Below are 16,774 nucleotides of genomic sequence, written 5' to 3' on the forward strand. Positions count from 1 at the left end.
CTGTTAATCGTTCTGGGGAGAACTGCATCAACAGATTACACCGCAACTTCCTTTCTCTTCCATACACCAGAAATCAGCATAGCTCTAAACTCACCAACAGATGGGATATCTTTACTTTCTGCTTTCTCTATTACTAGCAAAGGTTCGTTTAAGGTAATGTCCCATTCATTCTGTAAATCCTCGTCTAAATTGTAAAAGTTTATGTTCACACTACACCTTTAGTTTCATGTTAAGCCAAAGAAATTATAGACAATTAATCCATCTTTAAAAACCTAATATCATGAGTTTAGGTAGAATTTACCCCGTAATACAACATGGGGATCGTGTCCAAGCCTTATCAGAAAAACAAATGAAACGGTGTCAAAAGTTAGTGCAAAAAACCAACCAAGACGGTGTCTTTATTCACGACACACCAAGCACTCCATACCCATAATAGACCAGACAACGTCACTTTTCGATGTTATCAACCCAACCGTCATCCAGCGTCAATCGACTCAATACTTTGTCTATCAAATCTTTGATTTCGATTTTTTTGGGTCCCATCTGGCGCATGGTGCTCCGCTGAACGTTTCGCGTTCGTCAGGCTTTTCATAAAGATGGCTTCGCTGTCCATCACTGTGTGTTTTGCGTTAAAATAGGTGACCTGATAGGTCGGCATGATGTATCCCTTATGTCACAAAGTGCAGATGTCAATATAGCACCGTTTCGTGCTCAAGTGGATTGAGGCTCTGACAAAAAACTAACTCGACAAGCGACTGATTATCAACGACTATAAAGATAAAGCGTACATCGTATAATGGCTATTACCTCAGCCTTCCAAGCTGATGATGCGGGTTCGATTCCCGCTGTACGCTCCAATCCCATCAAACTACGTACACTATGACTGAACTTTTTCATCGCCGAACACTCATTAAACAGCTGAACAGCCTACTCGACCCCACTCGCCATGACATGAAATCAACACCCGATATGTCGTGGGTGTTGCCGATGCTCAGAGACACGTTGTTTGAAGAGACGCTGCGCCTAGCAAACGGCAATCAACGCAAAGCCGCGCAAATGCTCGGCGTGAGTCGTGGCACCTACACTAAACATATCAAGCGCATCACCACGCTGTAAAAGAAGCAGTAGGCGGCTTTCCACATCCTTGTACTTCCCTATGGCTGTACTCAATGCGTTCACTTTAACCCACAGCCTGAAAAGCCGCATCTTGAGTGTAAAAAAGCGCCACACGCTCAGCAAGCCCCTCTCTCACCGGCATCATCAGCTTATTACCTCACTCGCAAAAACCATGACAGGGAGTGATAACCTTCCCATTAACGTGATGTACATTGCGCATCTTGTCGCAGTACTTGCCAAATGTCGGGTAACCGATGACCTTGTTTTTGCAAGTGCATGACCATCTGTGATTGGTGGTTTGCATCCTTCGGAGGTTCCACGCCAAACGCCGCCTCTTTACATCGACGCGCTTGTTCGAGGTGGTCGAAGTTCGCCGTGAGCTCAAGCAATGCGGCTTCCACTTGGCGGTGGTTGTAACATCGCGAGGTCAACGTTCGCGCGATGACGCTGAGCCCAAGGTGCATGGCCATCATTCGCGCCAACGCCTTCGTGATGTCGGCATTGTCATCGATGCGCTGCTGCTCATAAAAAGGAATAAGGTGAACATAAAACTGCGCCGGTTTGACGCTCATCATTAAACGCTGGCGAACCATTTGCGATGAAGCATTGGGAATACGCTCAAGAATACGGGCAATACGGCGGCGCAATAAAGCATCGTTACGTGAACTCATGATAATGAAAATAATCGAGACCAGAGGTTTATCTTGCCACATCCTTTCTCACGCTTGCGCCTGCATTTTTTGATGTGCGTCGTATAATGTTTCTATTCACCATCAACACGATACTGTCATGCCTTATAAACCCATTGATAATACTTATTTGCTGGCCAGCTTGGACTCACACTCGTGACAGCCACACCGCCAGACCAGATATGTCTGCGTTGGTGCCGTTTGTACGCGATGTCGTCTTAGAGGAGGTGGTCATTCATTGTAGAGGCAATCAAGCCAAAGCCGCACGCATGCTCGGTATCCACCGCAGCACGCTGCGCACCCATCTGCGTCGTATCCAGCGACAAAAAAGCCCGCAACGAAAGTTACGGGCGAATATTGAACGATTGAGACGCTAGGCAACGCCTCAACAAAACAGCCGTAGACTGAACTTCGTCGGTAGTCCCTTATGTAAGGGAGAGGAAAGTATACCAAGCCGCCAAGAAAAAACGCGGGTTCTCGCTCTCACCATAGCGTTAAGTGATTGATAAAGCGCGCAATAGTGAAGGCCGGCAAAAAGAATAAGCTAGAGCCGAGGGGTAATGGGGCTCTGGCGGTCACTATGGGGAGTTGTGGAAGCCCGAGTGTCAAAGTAACAACGTAAGTGCTAGGTTCGCTCTGGGATGACGAGCGAATGCGCACCATACCGCATCATTACTGATGATTCCGTTAGTCTCATTCACAAAACCGCATATTGATAATACGGTTTCTCATGAGCTTGACAATGACTTGGCCCTCTTTTACCCTAAATTGGTCAAACGTTGAGCACTGACGCACAGTGTTAAGCACACGGGGTTTATCCCCCTTAAATGGCGTTCTGAAACGTGTCGCTGCTTCTTACTCGATAAGAAGTTGGAATGCATCACTGATAGTGCCAGCCTCGGCTGACATTCACCCTCTCCCCCCATAGGAAACCTTTCCTGTGGGCAAGTGTTTCCTGATGTTTTGGGGCATTTTTTTCCGGTCTTTTGGCTGGTTTGGAAAAGTCACGCACCTCACCTATGGTTTGGTGCGTATTGGACGCTGTTTCGACGTAACCTTATGCCGATATTGCGCATGAAACTGTCGCGCTAGCGACCATAACTACGGCCATCGAGTCGAATCACTCACCCACAGGGAGCTCACTCCCTGCTGGATGGCTCCTTTTTTATTTGGAGCTCCCAATGTCTTATTCGATTTGTTACACCATGCAAACATGGCATTACCCTTACCAAGATTTGCTTCGTGACGCGCCCAGGCAGCAAAGAAACGCTGGCTTCTCCAGTTACACGGGGATAGGGAAAGGGATATCAATTTATCCCTTCGGCATTCACTCGCGTGAAATTAATCAGAAAAAGGAATAAAAATATTTAAAAACAAGAGCTTAAACACACTCTGCCATTTCGGCATTAGAGCATTAATTCACGAATAAACTCTTTGATTTTATTTCTCTTTTCCTCGGAAACTTTACGCAGATTAATGACAGCAGAGTCCTTACTTTTAACCGAGAACGTAATACCACCACCCAAGTTCTCAGGCTTAACTTTCTTACTTTTTTCACTGTTCTTACGCTTTAACTTACCTTTAGTTGCAGCAAGAATACTGAGAACTAGCTCCGTATGTTCCTCTGGAGTACAAGCCCTTTCTAATGCCAAAATTAGCTCATCTTCAATATTATCTATGAAGTCTTTTAGTTCAATATCTTGGGAATCTAGTGCTTTAGAAACATCTATAAGTAGCTTGGTATTTTTCTGAGAAGCAACCAAGCTACTATCAACAAACAGATTTAGTAATCCGCTCGGTACTTTTGCAGCATTAATACATAGAGAAAGAAAGCCTGTAGAAACCCCTTCAGATTCCGCCATTGTTTTTGCATCAGGATAAATACCATTATCTAACTTCGCTTGGTAAAAGCGCCCCCATTCAGCATAAGAGAGCTTTCGTTTTTGCTCAGAAATGCGAACGATTTCTTCCGCGTCTTTTTGAGATAGTTTACAATTTGCGACTTCAACAGAGTATTGGCAGTCTCTAATAATAGCGGCTTTTCGCCTTCTCGAACCGTCAACTATTTTCACCATCTTATTGTCGATATATCCAATCGCAGGATAAAGCTGTACATTTTCAATACTAGCTAAAATGTCTTGTAAGCTTTCAGCTGTCAGTTGATCTTGGTTTCGGATGTTGGAACTATCAACAGCAGTGTCAGACTCAATATGAGCTTGTCCGTTAAATGTATAAAGTTCGAGCTCAACGACTTTCCCAGAAGATAACTTGAAGCTTCGAGTTTTCGGTTGCGTGACTTCATCGGAAACAGATTCCGGACTGGTTGTATTTATTGCTTTTTTTCTCTGTTCTAAACGCTGAGCCAATGCACTTTTCGCCATATGTATGCCTCCTAAATCTGTTTATGGTAATGCATGATCATTTCTACTAACTCTTGAGCCCAGCACGTAGCCTTTGTTAGAGCACGGTTATACGCATCTTTACTTCCGGTATAATCTTTTTTGGCTATAGAAAAGATAGTTGCAGAACTATCAGTACATCGTTCATATGCTTCTTCAGCAGGTAACGAGTGTTTTAATACGTATTGATGCCCAAATATCTCATACATTTCTGTAACAGCACCTTCATAGATATCAATGTCATGCTGCTGTTTTTTACTGATATCTTTTGATGTATAAGCACCAATAAAATGCAGCTCATCTAATAAAAATCCATCATTGACCATATCTTCAATAACAACAGGCAATCGCTCAACAAAGCGGACGGTCGAGTCCCAGTTATAGAACGTAGGTGGAATTGGAATCATGATGCCACTCGATGCTGCTAAGCAGTTCTTCATAACTTTATCCATATGCGGCCCCGCATCTAGTAGAATAAAGTCATAATCGTTTCTTAGTGGTTCAATAATTCGCTTTCTCAGTAAGTTAAAGTATTTTTCGTTGCCACAAATATCTTCAGAATCTAGGTCATCAGCTAAAAAGCCATCAGCAGTGCCACAAGGTAAAATATCAATGCCATTCATGGATGTGCTTTTGATCCCGTGCGTCAACAGCTCTTCTTTCGATAACCCAGCGCTCGCCATTGCAAGAATTGAAGTTAAATCTGAATCAGATATTTCATAACCTGGTAATAGTTGCTGTGTACTGGTGCCTTGTGGGTCAAGGTCAATTATCAACACTCTATTTTGAAGCAAAACATATCTTTCAAGAGAGATGAGAGCATCGGCAAGCATATTCGTTCCGAGAGATTTACCTACACCACCTTTCAAGTTTTGCAGAATACAAACAAAAGCAGGCAGTTCCTTATCTCGATATTTTTCAACTCCTAGGTAGTCAGCTACCAGATAACAATCATTCATACTCAATCTATATTGATTAGTCGATGTTTTTGGAAAAACAACACCTAGTTCAGACATGCTAACCATCACATCTTTTAATGTATTCATAGCAATAGGCCTGTTTGTAAACTTCAGCAAACGGTGCAACTCTCTCTGGGAGTATACTTTTTGCGTAACTTCTTGCTTTACCTCTTGCTGTATCTCTGATCGGGCAATACGAGATCGCTGTGCTCTTTCACCTAGATCTTGAATATTTCTCAGTAACATAACACCTCCAAAATTATACCAAATGAATAATAGCTCATTTTTTCGCACCTGCAATAACAAATTGAGTTAAACTGGTAATGTGATCTCATTATGAACTCTAACGTTTCATAGCAAGCAATGGCGCAAGATGTGCATCTATATAAGAAAAATGGTCACATAAATTTATGTTTTGAACTAATTTTATGTGGCCATTGGAAGAAATGTGAAGGGAAAACTCAAGCGGAGGGGAATATGGTAACAAAAAATTAGTCTAACCCTGAAATAGACTAAAAAAGTGTAACCGAATAGCTACGATTTAACCCCCATAAGATCTAAACGAACCATAAAACCGGAGTCGATAGACATATCATCAGGTAGTAAAACAATTCCCTCTAGAACCGTTTTTAGTGCGAGTTCTTGGTGAGACGTTAATTCCCCCTTAACAGGGTAAGACATCACAACACGATAAGCTTCTTTTGCTAAGAGAAGCATAGGGTTATCCGGTACTGTTTCACTTTCAAGGCGTTTACGGTAGGCAGCTTCGCCTTTGTTGTCGCTGGAGTTCCATTTAAACAAGAACTCAAGCTGTATGATCTTTTTACCGCGTAGTATAGGTCTATAGCCGTAACAACCTGACTTCTCGTCTATAAGGAACTCTAATTCAGCCGAAATTTCAGGGCACAGCATCATTTCACTTATAGGTTTTCTTATACAACGTTCAATAAATACTTTGTTATTGGCGTAACTTTTTTTAGATAAGTTCCCTCTTTCATCTAGCAGACCAAAAAGGCCGTGAAGTTGGCTAATTGTTTGAGGGTGTAGTTTAGTATTATCAGACTTAAAGCGAGAGAGAATCGCATATAAACGCTTTGAGTGCTCAGACTTTAGTGCTCTAAACGACTTATGGTTTACTTGAGCATGACCAGCTGATTGCGCTAAATACGCAGCCATCAGCTCAGCATTTGGAACGATGGATAATGATCCTGATTTATAAGTAACACGGCCAAACAGAGGTAAAAAGTCAAACATCTCAGCCTCATCATTAACAAGGCCTATCTTACGACCAGAAAGCCTTTCTGCTACCGGCTTAAGTGTAGGGTAAAGTTGCTTTGAAGATAGACCGAACCAATCTTTCAACACATCAGAATGGAAAGTATATTGAGGAGCTAGGACATCTTTTCCGGCTTGATAATCGCTCCAATGATCTTTGTGAAGCCGAGAAAGGAACAACGCTAACATATCATGTTCACGAGCGGTTAGATCAAGCCGACTAAAGATCAACTCATGACTTTTCTTGAAAAAGTTTTGAGGAAGTTCTTTGTAGAACTCGGTAGTAATGTTTTGACGAGAGGAATTCATTAAAGTGACTAAAAATAAGTGACCATAAAAAGAATGTACACTAAAAATGAGTAACCATCTAAAAAAGCATAGTAAAAAGACTAAAAAAACGTGACCACTAAACTAAAAATAAGATCTTAAAAACTAAGAATAAGATCATTCAGACTAAAAAGATGTGCCGTTTGACTAAAAACAAGATCATTTAGACTAAAATACAATGACCATTTCTGATTTAACTAGCTGAAAGTAAAGAATATTATCGGCATTATATAGATTAGATAGTTAATATAGATAAATATAAAAAATATATTGTTATAGAAGATGTGGATAAGTGGAAAATCAAAGATTTACACACTTACCCACATCGGAGTTTCACCATTACATTTTTCTTTTTTCTAAAATTTTTTCAATTTAATCCAAAACCATAACCTCACCAATTTCTAAAAGAAGGACTTCTTGAATAAGAGAGAGCTTCCGATGAGGTAAATTGGATGTAAGAGAGTTAGAAAAAACTCTTGTTCGCTTATCCATCACTCTGATCGAGGTATTCAATACTGCTCTGAGGAATATCAATCATTACACAGAAAATATCATGTGACATGCTCTATGACTGATGGATACGACAGTTATCAAAACGCTCTAGCGGAAAGAGTAAATGGTATCTTAAAGATGGAGTACTTGCTGACTAAGCCGAATGACTTGAATAAAGCTAAGAAAATGGTTGCTGAGTCGGTGAAACTCTATAATGAACAGAAACCACATACAGCTCTAAAATACAAAACGCCCGATGAAGTTCATCGAGCGTTTTAACTAAAAGTGTCAATCCATAACAGGACGGGTCAGAACGTTATTTGTGGATTAAGCAGTAATCGACCAACATAGATTGTAGGTCTTGCTTATCTCGTACCAACGCGAGAGCTGCGGCGGTATCAATACCATATAGTGTGGATGCCAAAGTATCGAATTAGGATCTTGAAGAACAATATAGGTAAAGAAGTTTATCGATGTATTTATGTTTACTGTAATCAACTTGGATGTGAAGTAGTGGAGTTAAACGTACAAGTTGAGCACGTACACTTAACATGTCCAACCGGAGAGTTATCACCAAGTGGAGACTCAATCATCTACGATTACGAGATCAAAGTTACCAATACTGGTTTTGGGACACTTTACGACCTCGATATTGAAGATATTACGGCTGGCGAATCATTCACTGCTGATGTTCTTATTGCAGGAGAGACTGCAACATTTACCGGCTCCTTTGTTTCGGTTATCAACGGCGTAGAAAATGAGGCAAGTGTGAGCGCTACCATTAAAGATGGTGGAGAGCCTGTACTGACTAAGTCTGACACAGATAGCTGCCCACCAATTAACTCGGTTGGTGCATTGAGTATCACTAAAGAATGCACAGCCTATGTTGAAGAGAACGCATCTGGCGAATACGGGTTGAGAGTGAATTACGAAGGCAAAGTATGTAATGACAGCAAAGTGAAACTGAACGAAGTGAACATTACTGAAATGCATGACGGTATTACGGCTATTAAAAATGTTGGTACTTTAGCTCCCGAAAGTTGTATGAACTACGATGGTACTTACATTCCAAGTCTAGGTAGTGACGTTCTGGTGGTCCAGTGGTTGCGCACGATGTGAGAACGTTTAAAGACACCGTTAAGGCGGAAGGTGTCAACGTCATTACGGGGGACACTGTTGACACCGGCGTACCTGTAGAAGCAAGTTGTCCACTATGTCCTGCCCCTTAAACACGACAAACTGATGGTCAAAAAAGTTGCGCGAAGCAAATAACGAAAAGCCACCTTAAGCATAAGATGGCTTTATTTGTAAGGGACATCTTAGAAGTTGATATGGGCGCCGCTTGCTCCCTGTGAGGAGCAATCGCTAATCGCTTGAGCTATCATGATGAGCTCGAAGAGGGAGATGCGTGCGGTATTTATACGTAAGTGCTCCATTAAAGCCCGAATGTTCAAACTCTTTAGCCCCAATTATGCTCGCTGCTCACATCCATTACCAATGAGTAATCATGAGAAAAAAGCGAACGGAACAAGAATGGCGCACATTGCTAAAGCAATACTAAACGAGCGGCCTTACTCAGCGGGCTTTCTGCGAACAACAAAGTATCAGTCTCCACCTTCCTTGCCAAAAGGCAGAGATACTCCCAAGTTTGCGCTGATGACCTCCATGGTTTTGTCCTAACTTGAAGTGATGGCTAAAACCCCGACAGAAATGACGCTGCTGGTTAATGGAGTACCATAAGGAATATCCACTGCCTATCTATAGTGCTTAATTCTCAAACGATATACTGAGTTTCTGGCATACCTAACCCTGTAAGCTTATTCAGCGCTTTGTTCATTGCATAAGTCTCGCCAATTTGAGCCTTGTAGTTTCTCAGGCTTAATTTTCCGTCTAATAACTGTTTCAATCGATACATTGCTGTCTCTGATAGCGAGTGCTTGTGATAGCCAAACTGTTTTTCCCACTTTTTGTTGGAACCGTAGAGCTTCTGACTGCCTACTGCCAAACTGCGAGGATGTCCTTGTTCCCAGAAGGCTGCCCTTCTCGTGGCGGGACTAAGCGGAACTGTTCGCTTGATCCGTATAGTATCATTGCAATTTTTTGTGTCATAAGCGCCATAACCTGATATCTCGATGATTTTACGACGTGTCTGCTTGAGTAAGTTGGGGAGCACATCGGCATCGGTTACGTTACATAAGCTCAGCTCTGCTGCGACTATTTAGTGGGTGTTTGTATCTACTGCGATATGCAGCTTACGCCATACTCTGTGCTTCACATCAGTACCATGCTTCTTGACCTCCATTCTCTCTCGTCATAAATCTTGCAGCGCTCTCAATGGCATAGAGAAAATGCGTTTCACCATGAGTGCTGTTGTGATGGCTAAGTCGCTGAATCGGCGAGGTCTGCTAGGTTTGCTTTATTTGTTTTGTTTCCACTCGGCTATCGTTTCCTCATTAATCCAAGAGGTAAGAGAACTGCGGTTGATTAAGGTTTTATTGTACCGCTTCCAGTTAGTTGTTTTGTAACGAGATTTAGGCATGAGGCTACGATCTGATGGGGGTAGTCGATTTACGCAACAAAGATGCTATGACCTTCAAGCAATCGAGCATCATATAGAAGTCGCACCTAAAGAGCAGGTCTTTATTCTCGCTGAGAAGGCCTAGTTTATAGCTATGATTGAGTGGGCGAAAATGGTCGCTCACTTCTTGATTTTACAAGATGTGAAAGCAGAGAACATTCGTCTTTATAAGCTTGTCGTCGAACAAGAGTGCATTGAGCAAGATGCGTGGAAAGTTGAAGCGATGGTAAACGGAACCGAATTGATAGCACCACAACGATGACAGCAAGAGCACTCTAACCACAAATAACAATCCTTCGTAAATCTTTAGTAATAGATAAGAAATGGAACTAGTCTTTATTTTTTTAGAGTTGAGTTTTAGACCAACTTGGATGTCAATGAAAAAAAACACAGTTTTAGTGATTTATATCAAATCGTAGTCTATAACATAAGTGTCAGTTGGTTTGCATTAGCATCTCCTAAATTCGAGTTGCCTGAATGCTATGGTGAATTTTGGATCAATGTAACAGAATTAAATGGAACTTATACATTTTTGCAAAGTTTATAAATCAACTTGGAGATTATTATGAAAAAGACAGCTTTAACATTACTACTTTCGATCGTGGGCGCATCTAGTGCATTTGCTGCAACAGGTGATACATCCGATGGTCGAGTTACATTTTCTGGGTTTGTTCCTGGATTTGTATCAAATGGAGGCTTCATTGTCACTGGTTCTGGCGGCAGTATTAATGCAACTGATTTTAAAGGTTCATTGCAAGTCGAGCAAAGTGGTAAATTTACTACCCTTTCACCAGTAAGACTAGAAGGTCACTTATGGACAGATGAAGATACTGATGGAACAAATGAAACGGTAGGCGCTTTACAAGCAGCGGATTGGGTTGTTACTGGTGTCCAAGTCCTTAACGTTGGCTTTGAAGGTATCGCTGACACAATTTATGTTAAAGATGATATCGGTGGTACTGAGATTCAGGCGTCATCTATTGGAGCGGGCTCAGCTTTAGCAAGTGGCGTTGATACCCTAGACATTTCGGTTAGAAATGAAACTGAAGTTGCTGACCTCGCCACTATTGCTGGTCAAGACCTTCAAGTTGCTGTTGATATTCTAGCTACATCAAACTAAAACTATAAGCATCTAGATTAATTGGAATGTATGGGCATGGATGCCTACTTACTTCAATATGAATAGAAGGTATTATATGGCGAAGGGGATACTAATGGTGATATTAAGTATAATTAGCCTTCCTGTGCTTTCAAATTCGAAAACTTTGATATTCCCTGTTTTTACAGAGATCAATAAAGCATTACTCTCTGATTACTCTATTTTTACAAGCATATCAAGAGATAATATTCTTTTATCTTACTCAGAAAAAGAAGAAAAATTTATAGACGAGAAAGTAATAATATTTAACCGTTCAACAATTCCTACAGAAGAAGTCTTAAATTATACATATCGCTATTTGTTTAGTGATGTGCACTCATCATGCCAAAAGAAAAATGATACAAATGTAATTAATGAGTCATTTATGAGTGTTTATGTTAACGGTACAAAATATGTGACTGGTGATAAAAGTGAGCCTATAAATTTTGATAGCTCTGATGGTAGTGGATTTGAGTCGAGAAATGATATATTAGAATTAAAGAATGAAGAGAGAATATCCAGTGAGTCCCCTTTGACTTGTGAAGGGGAAGTTAACTTCTTAGTAGAGTTATACTTATGATAAATATTTGTTCTAGAAAAATAAGAATTTTTTATTCTGTCTTAACTATATTCTCTTCATTATCTAATGCTTCTGTCCCGAAAGGGTTTGAAGAATTAGTAATGGCTCGAAAAGAAAAACTAGAATTAAATGTCTATTCAGATGAACATCATAGTGTTTTTGGCGAGTTCATCGTTGAAGGAGATACTTTTAAATTAGCTAATAGTTCTAGTATCGACCCTAGTTTACTTATTAACTTGGGGTTAAATAAAGAAGGGGCTTTATTAGCCTATAAAAAATTATTAAAAGGCTCTAGTACCAGCAAGCAATGTAAAGGTTTCAGAGAAGAGTGTATAATTACACCACAAGACATAGATTTTGTTTATATTGACGATAAGAAAAAACTAACTTTGTTTGTATCTCCTGAGTTTATGTCTCCTCTTCTCAATAGCGAAAAAAAATTTATTACACCAGAAATCGATGAGAAAGCTTTAATTATAAACAATTCTATTAGTTATTCTGGTGTATCAAATGAAGATAATGCCTATCAAGACAATTATTCATACTACAATGAAAGCTATTTCGGCCTAGGAAACGATAGTTACTTGAGATCTGACTTTAATTTGGGTACTTCAAATGGTTTGAGCTTTGATGACCTTTCCTATAATCATATATCCGGTCAAAATAAGTACAAGATTGGTTACCAAAGTAGCAATCAATATTGGAATGCTACAGATACATTAGAATCATTTAATAACTTTTCGTCCTATATATTTTCTACGGGTAGTACTAATGACTTAAGGGTTTTAAAGGAAGAAGACTACGAGAGGTTTTATTTTTCTTCGCCACGATCAGGAAGATTGGAGGTCAAAAATGATCAAGGAAGAATATTGATAAGTAAAAATATAAATAATGGACCTCAATATATATCTTACTATGATCTACCAAAAGGAACTTATAATGTCACTATTAAAGTGTTTGATGGTGAAAATGTTATTTTTGAAGAAAACAAACTGATTATAAACAAAAATAACTTTTCGACTAAAATTGGTGAGTTAGATTATAAGATCAGTTTAGGGTATCTTTCTGATGAATTTGTAAATACTTCTCTCGATAACAATAATGAATATGAAGATTATCAAGCTCCTTTTTTTTCTGATGGAAGATTAATGACAAGAGTTTTTGATACGTTATCGATTGGTGGGGGAGTTTTAGCTACATCAATTGATTATTATGCATATGTTGGAATGGATTATCAAATAACTGATCAAGCTTCATTATTATTCAATGGTGGAATATTTAACGATAAAGATACATTTTTATTAACTCAACTTCGATGGCATGGTTTTAGTTTGTCGTGGAGGAAATTCACTGAGAGTGATGATAATTCAGACGTCAACTTATCAGACTTGCTTTTTTATAATGATGACTATGAAAACATTAATATAAATTATAGCTATAATATTAACAATGATAACTCTTTCTATTTGTCTGCTGTTTATAGTGATTTTTCAACTGAAGATAGTGCATTTATCACATCGACAACCACTACTACAAGTTTTAAGCTTGGTTATACACGTTATAATTTGCCGTTGAACGCGCAACTCAACGTAGATTTAGGTATGTCTGAAAGTGATGATTCAGATCCACAATATGATGTTGGACTAACAATTAACATACCATTCGGAGCTAGTCATACATATAGCCATAACTCTTATTATAATATGTCAAGTAAAGAAGCAAGTCATCGTGATAACATTAATAGTTACTGGCTAAATGATGCGGATAATACATTGTCAACGAATGCTGGTTTATATTATTCTTCTGACAAATCTTCTCCTACTTCAGTTGATATTTCTGCCTCTTATGCAACTAATGGAGACGAGATAAAGAGTAGTTCATATCTATATGCTAATAGTGATGGCACTATATCTGGAAATGTTTTTCTTGAATCTAATGCGATTATTACAAAGAATGATGGCTTTTTAACTACTAAGAAATCTGACAGTTACTTTGTCGCAAAGAATAGGACAGGTAGAATAAATGCTGATGGGAAGTTTTCTTCAGTAATCCAAGAGTATGTAAACGATGAAGCAGGAAGAACAATATTGTTGGACAATGAGTTAGAAGTTCATGCATTGAAGAGCTATAAAAAGTATTCTTTTAATGTAGATCAGTATTCATCAGACTTTTTTAATGATGGTGAGAGCAATGTTGAGGCAACATCATTTCCTGGAACGTTAATTCGACTTGACACTTCGGTTGGAGAGCTTAAGAGCTTCATTAGTACTTTTGTCGATATAAAAGGTGAGTTAATTGACTCTGTTGAGTGTGTTGGTCGTGGCTGTGTTCAAACTGAAAGATTGGTAGAAGGTGTATATCAGTTTAAGGTGAAAAAATCACTACCATATAAAATAATATCCAGAAAAGAACAATGTGTTATACCGTCACTTGATAACTCTGATAGCAGAAACTTAGGTGAAAATTTCTGTATGCCTTCATTTGAGGATAGTTATTCTGATTATCAGTTGGCAAAGTTTTCTGATAATGACTACTATTATTTCATTGGTAAGTTTACTGATGATTCTATTGTTGAAACATACAAGAAAAAGTTTATGAAATCTGGAGTTGTGTTCGTCGAAAGAAAAGTAGATGGTTTTTCTTATATTTTTATCAACTCGGAAAGGCTTCTTGTTAAAAATGAGTTGAACGATGTCAATGAAATGATGTCATTTGCTCTAGAAAATAATTTGGAACCTTATGTTTCTAACTAATAAAAGGGGTCATATGAATATTAAAAACATAGCACTAACATTGCCTTTTCTCTTTGCTACTACGACTGGATATGCTTTTTCTGTAGATAGTATGGTTAAAGTTTCGGACAAAAACGGGAATGGCGTTTTTACGTTAACAAGTACAAAAGGAGAGCCTGAGTACATCAGCGGAGAAATTGAGCAAGTGAGTGTAGAAGATGGAGCTATAAAAAAAATAAAACTAACAAAAGATAACCTACCTATATGGGATCTAGCGCTGCTTCCGACAAAAGTAATTCTTTATCCTGGTGAGATGAGAAGAGTAGCTGTTAAAAACTTATGCCAAAAAAATTGTACCAACTTGGAAAAAGATAAAGTTTATCAAATATCATTCAAACCGAGCTCTTCAGAAGATGGGCTAGAAAAAAGTAATGTGGGGATTAATTTCGGCTATGCTCCATACTTTATTGTGCCGGCAGAAAAAATAGATATTAAATACAACTATTCGTATGATTCTAATGGCTTGAATTTTAAAAATGACAGCAATACTTTTCTTTACGTACAGTTAGATAATTGTCAAAAAGGAAAAATCATTGAAGGTTGCAAAAAAACTTACACCTTTTTATCAGGTAGGGAAAAGTCAATACCTTTAACTAAAGAATTTTTAAATTTGAAAAAAATTAAGATGAGAATAGCAACTCATGACTATGAATATAATGAGGTAGTCTATGCTAAGAAAAAGTAGCTTTTTTCTGTTGATTATTGTTTTTCATTACAATAGTGCATTTTCATCTGAACTTTATGGGCATGTGACAGGAAATAGTCCTATCATATGGAATAATGCGGTTCCCGTACCATCGCTAGGGGGGATCGCTGCGAGTTATTGGTCAATTAAAGAGCCAAGAACGACTAAAGAGTGGTACCCAGGTAGTTTAAGTAACCCTCAAAATGAATTAGTTGCTTTTACGGACAACGAAACAGGTGAGTCATTTCAGACTTTAGTTGAAAGGAAAGGTGTAGAGTATAACCTTGGAAGTTCAAGTTCTGTTTTTAAAGTAAATACTTATTCTGACGGGAATGTTGGTACCGGGGTCGCAAGTATTTGTTCTAGCCCACAAATTGGACTCAATCTTGCTTCGATAAGTCATGATGGTGGTACGTGCGCTTCAAATTCTGGATATTTGAGTATAGATGGACGACGATTTACTCCATTTAAATTCATTAGGGCGGTTATTAATGTCCCTAACCTAGTGCAAGATATACAAGGCAGAGAAAGCGGGAGGTATACAGCTGTAATAGATAGTTCTCCCATTTACTTTTATAAAAGCGAAACTGGAGTATTAACATACTTGCAGGATTATGAACCTATTATCATTCAAATCGACTATACAGCTGCCTTCTTTACTGATGCTAAAATTGTCTTAGGCAATGGTGTGATTCATCCTAATTACGATAAAGTCAATCAATCTGTTAATGGTAAAACAGTTTATAGAGTTCAGGTCGATGGTTTATTTCCTGATGGCATAAAAATGACGTTTGAAACATCAAAAGACTACAGTCTCATTTCTAGCGTAGAACCATTAATTAGCATACCATACAGCATTTTGTGTCAAAACGGATGTACTAGTTCTGGAATTATTGTTGATAATGGTAAATTTGATGAGACAACATTTCCTGGTGGTGAGGTCGTCAGTGACACGAAAAGTACATCAGAGAGTAGTTTGTTCGTGGATTTTGAAATTAATTATAATCAGTTAGGCTCTGAGTTGATTTCATCATCATATTCTGACCAATTTTCAGTCATATTTGAGGCGAACTTATGAGATTACATATAATACTCATATTTTTCCTTCTTCTTGAACCGATTAACAGCTTGGCGAGTGAGGGTATCAGTCTAGGCCTAAATGCTGGGAGTGACTTCAAGGATATGGACTATATAGGACTTGATGTCGGGTACAAGAATGATGCTATTTTATTCAGTTTGGGCTTTAACAAGAATACCGGAAATGAAGTGGATTTTGTTTCTGGTATTTATTATGACTTATATCGAAATAGTGAATTTTCACTATACTTTGGCTCTGGATTGGAAGATAAAAATGCCTTCTTATCATATGGTATAAACTATAAGTTGTCTGAAAATATCGATTTTGGCTTAGGGATGAGAACTGTATTTGAATCTCGAAACAAAAATAGTCAAGAAGGGTTCTTGAACACTAGATTTTATTTTAACCAACAAAAGACTGAGAAAGTAATAGAAAAAAATATTGATAGTGTAAAAGAGAAAGAGGTTAGTGGCTTAGATAGAGTTTTTTATGAAGATAAAAGACAGCCTATCTCTTACACAGTAAGAAAAGGTGATTGGCTCTTGAAAATAACAAAAATGTTTGATGTTGACTTGAAAGAAATAATTATATTGAATCGGGATATTATAAATCCAGATCTGATATATCCAGGACAAATAATTCTCATATCAAAGTAAGGTGTAATTT

14 protein-coding genes, 1 tRNA gene and 3 pseudogenes are annotated in these 16,774 nt (G+C 38.6%); 12 read left to right on the top strand and 6 right to left on the bottom strand.

Annotation, left to right across the window (positions count from 1 at the left end; all coding sequences use genetic code 11):
• Positions 1 to 35: 35 nt before the first annotated feature.
• Entirely contained in the window at positions 36 to 209 is a 174-nt protein-coding gene (locus VJL_RS29475; RefSeq protein ID WP_160167705.1) for a hypothetical protein, read from the bottom strand.
• Between the two features lie 573 nt (positions 210 to 782).
• Between VJL_RS29475 and VJL_RS04875 the strand changes: the two genes are divergently transcribed.
• A tRNA-Gly gene (locus VJL_RS04875) sits at positions 783 to 857 on the top strand.
• A gap of 130 nt (positions 858 to 987) precedes the next feature.
• Positions 988 to 1,116: a helix-turn-helix domain-containing protein gene (locus tag VJL_RS29480; RefSeq protein WP_160167706.1), complete on the top strand. Its 129-nt coding sequence runs from the start codon at positions 988 to 990 to the stop codon at positions 1,114 to 1,116.
• Positions 1,117 to 1,313: 197 nt separating this feature from the next.
• Here VJL_RS29480 and VJL_RS04885 read toward each other — a convergent pair whose 3' ends face one another.
• Positions 1,314 to 1,787, bottom strand: a complete 474-nt coding sequence (locus VJL_RS04885; protein ID WP_038876192.1) for a hypothetical protein — start codon at positions 1,785 to 1,787, stop codon at positions 1,314 to 1,316.
• Positions 1,788 to 1,987: 200 nt separating this feature from the next.
• On the opposite strand from VJL_RS04885, the gene VJL_RS30455 reads away from it, so the two are divergent.
• Positions 1,988 to 2,182, top strand: coding sequence for a helix-turn-helix domain-containing protein (locus tag VJL_RS30455; protein ID WP_160167707.1), 195 nt, complete (start codon positions 1,988 to 1,990; stop codon positions 2,180 to 2,182).
• Positions 2,183 to 3,211: 1,029 nt separating this feature from the next.
• On the opposite strand, the gene VJL_RS04895 is transcribed toward VJL_RS30455, so the two are convergent.
• The 3 genes from VJL_RS04895 to VJL_RS04905 all read right to left on the bottom strand — a co-directional run bounded on the left by VJL_RS04895 (position 3,212) and on the right by VJL_RS04905 (position 6,747).
• Positions 3,212 to 4,186 (bottom strand): ParB N-terminal domain-containing protein, encoded by a 975-nt coding sequence (locus VJL_RS04895; RefSeq protein WP_038876127.1) that lies wholly within the window; start codon positions 4,184 to 4,186, stop codon positions 3,212 to 3,214.
• Positions 4,187 to 4,197: 11 nt separating this feature from the next.
• A complete protein-coding gene (locus VJL_RS04900) occupies positions 4,198 to 5,409 on the bottom strand; it encodes a ParA family protein (RefSeq protein WP_038876129.1) in 1,212 nt (403 codons plus the stop codon).
• 288 nt (positions 5,410 to 5,697) lie between these two features.
• On the bottom strand, positions 5,698 to 6,747 hold the full coding sequence (locus VJL_RS04905; RefSeq protein WP_038876131.1) for a replication initiation protein: 1,050 nt from the start codon (positions 6,745 to 6,747) through the stop codon (positions 5,698 to 5,700).
• Between the two features lie 483 nt (positions 6,748 to 7,230).
• Between VJL_RS04905 and VJL_RS04910 the strand changes: the two are divergent.
• Together VJL_RS04910 and VJL_RS27730 are read left to right on the top strand one after the other, a co-directional pair.
• Positions 7,231 to 7,536 (top strand): annotated as a pseudogene (locus VJL_RS04910) (transposase); the annotation flags it as partial.
• 138 nt (positions 7,537 to 7,674) lie between these two features.
• Positions 7,675 to 7,806, top strand: a pseudogene (locus VJL_RS27730) (transposase); the annotation flags it as partial.
• Positions 7,807 to 9,031: 1,225 nt separating this feature from the next.
• Here the strand turns inward: VJL_RS27730 and VJL_RS04920 are convergent.
• Positions 9,032 to 9,796: pseudogene (locus tag VJL_RS04920) on the bottom strand (IS5 family transposase).
• Positions 9,797 to 9,929: 133 nt separating this feature from the next.
• On the opposite strand from VJL_RS04920, the gene VJL_RS29490 reads away from it, so the two are divergent.
• From VJL_RS29490 to VJL_RS04950, 7 genes are all read left to right on the top strand, one after another.
• On the top strand, positions 9,930 to 10,097 hold the full coding sequence (locus tag VJL_RS29490) for a hypothetical protein (RefSeq protein WP_155398625.1): 168 nt from the start codon (positions 9,930 to 9,932) through the stop codon (positions 10,095 to 10,097).
• A 303-nt stretch (positions 10,098 to 10,400) separates the two neighbouring features.
• The gene (locus tag VJL_RS04925; protein WP_038876133.1) at positions 10,401 to 10,955 is read left to right on the top strand and encodes a hypothetical protein; all 555 of its coding nucleotides are present in this window, start codon (positions 10,401 to 10,403) and stop codon (positions 10,953 to 10,955) included.
• A gap of 94 nt (positions 10,956 to 11,049) precedes the next feature.
• Positions 11,050 to 11,553, top strand: coding sequence for a hypothetical protein (locus VJL_RS04930; protein WP_152436616.1), 504 nt, complete (start codon positions 11,050 to 11,052; stop codon positions 11,551 to 11,553).
• Positions 11,550 to 14,306 (top strand): CS1-pili formation C-terminal domain-containing protein, encoded by a 2,757-nt coding sequence (locus VJL_RS04935; protein WP_081634917.1) that lies wholly within the window; start codon positions 11,550 to 11,552, stop codon positions 14,304 to 14,306. The genes VJL_RS04930 and VJL_RS04935 overlap by 4 nt, the downstream gene beginning before the upstream one ends.
• 13 nt (positions 14,307 to 14,319) lie before the next feature.
• On the top strand, positions 14,320 to 15,030 hold the full coding sequence (locus tag VJL_RS04940) for a hypothetical protein (protein WP_152436617.1): 711 nt from the start codon (positions 14,320 to 14,322) through the stop codon (positions 15,028 to 15,030).
• Positions 15,014 to 16,108, top strand: a complete 1,095-nt coding sequence (locus VJL_RS04945) for a hypothetical protein (RefSeq protein WP_038876142.1) — start codon at positions 15,014 to 15,016, stop codon at positions 16,106 to 16,108. The genes VJL_RS04940 and VJL_RS04945 overlap by 17 nt, the downstream gene beginning before the upstream one ends.
• Positions 16,105 to 16,764, top strand: coding sequence for a LysM peptidoglycan-binding domain-containing protein (locus VJL_RS04950; RefSeq protein ID WP_038876143.1), 660 nt, complete (start codon positions 16,105 to 16,107; stop codon positions 16,762 to 16,764). The genes VJL_RS04945 and VJL_RS04950 overlap by 4 nt, the downstream gene beginning before the upstream one ends.
• Positions 16,765 to 16,774 lie beyond the last annotated feature (10 nt).

Origin of the sequence: Vibrio jasicida CAIM 1864 = LMG 25398, assembly GCF_000400365.1 — a bacterium.
GTDB classification, from domain to species: domain Bacteria; phylum Pseudomonadota; class Gammaproteobacteria; order Enterobacterales; family Vibrionaceae; genus Vibrio; species Vibrio jasicida.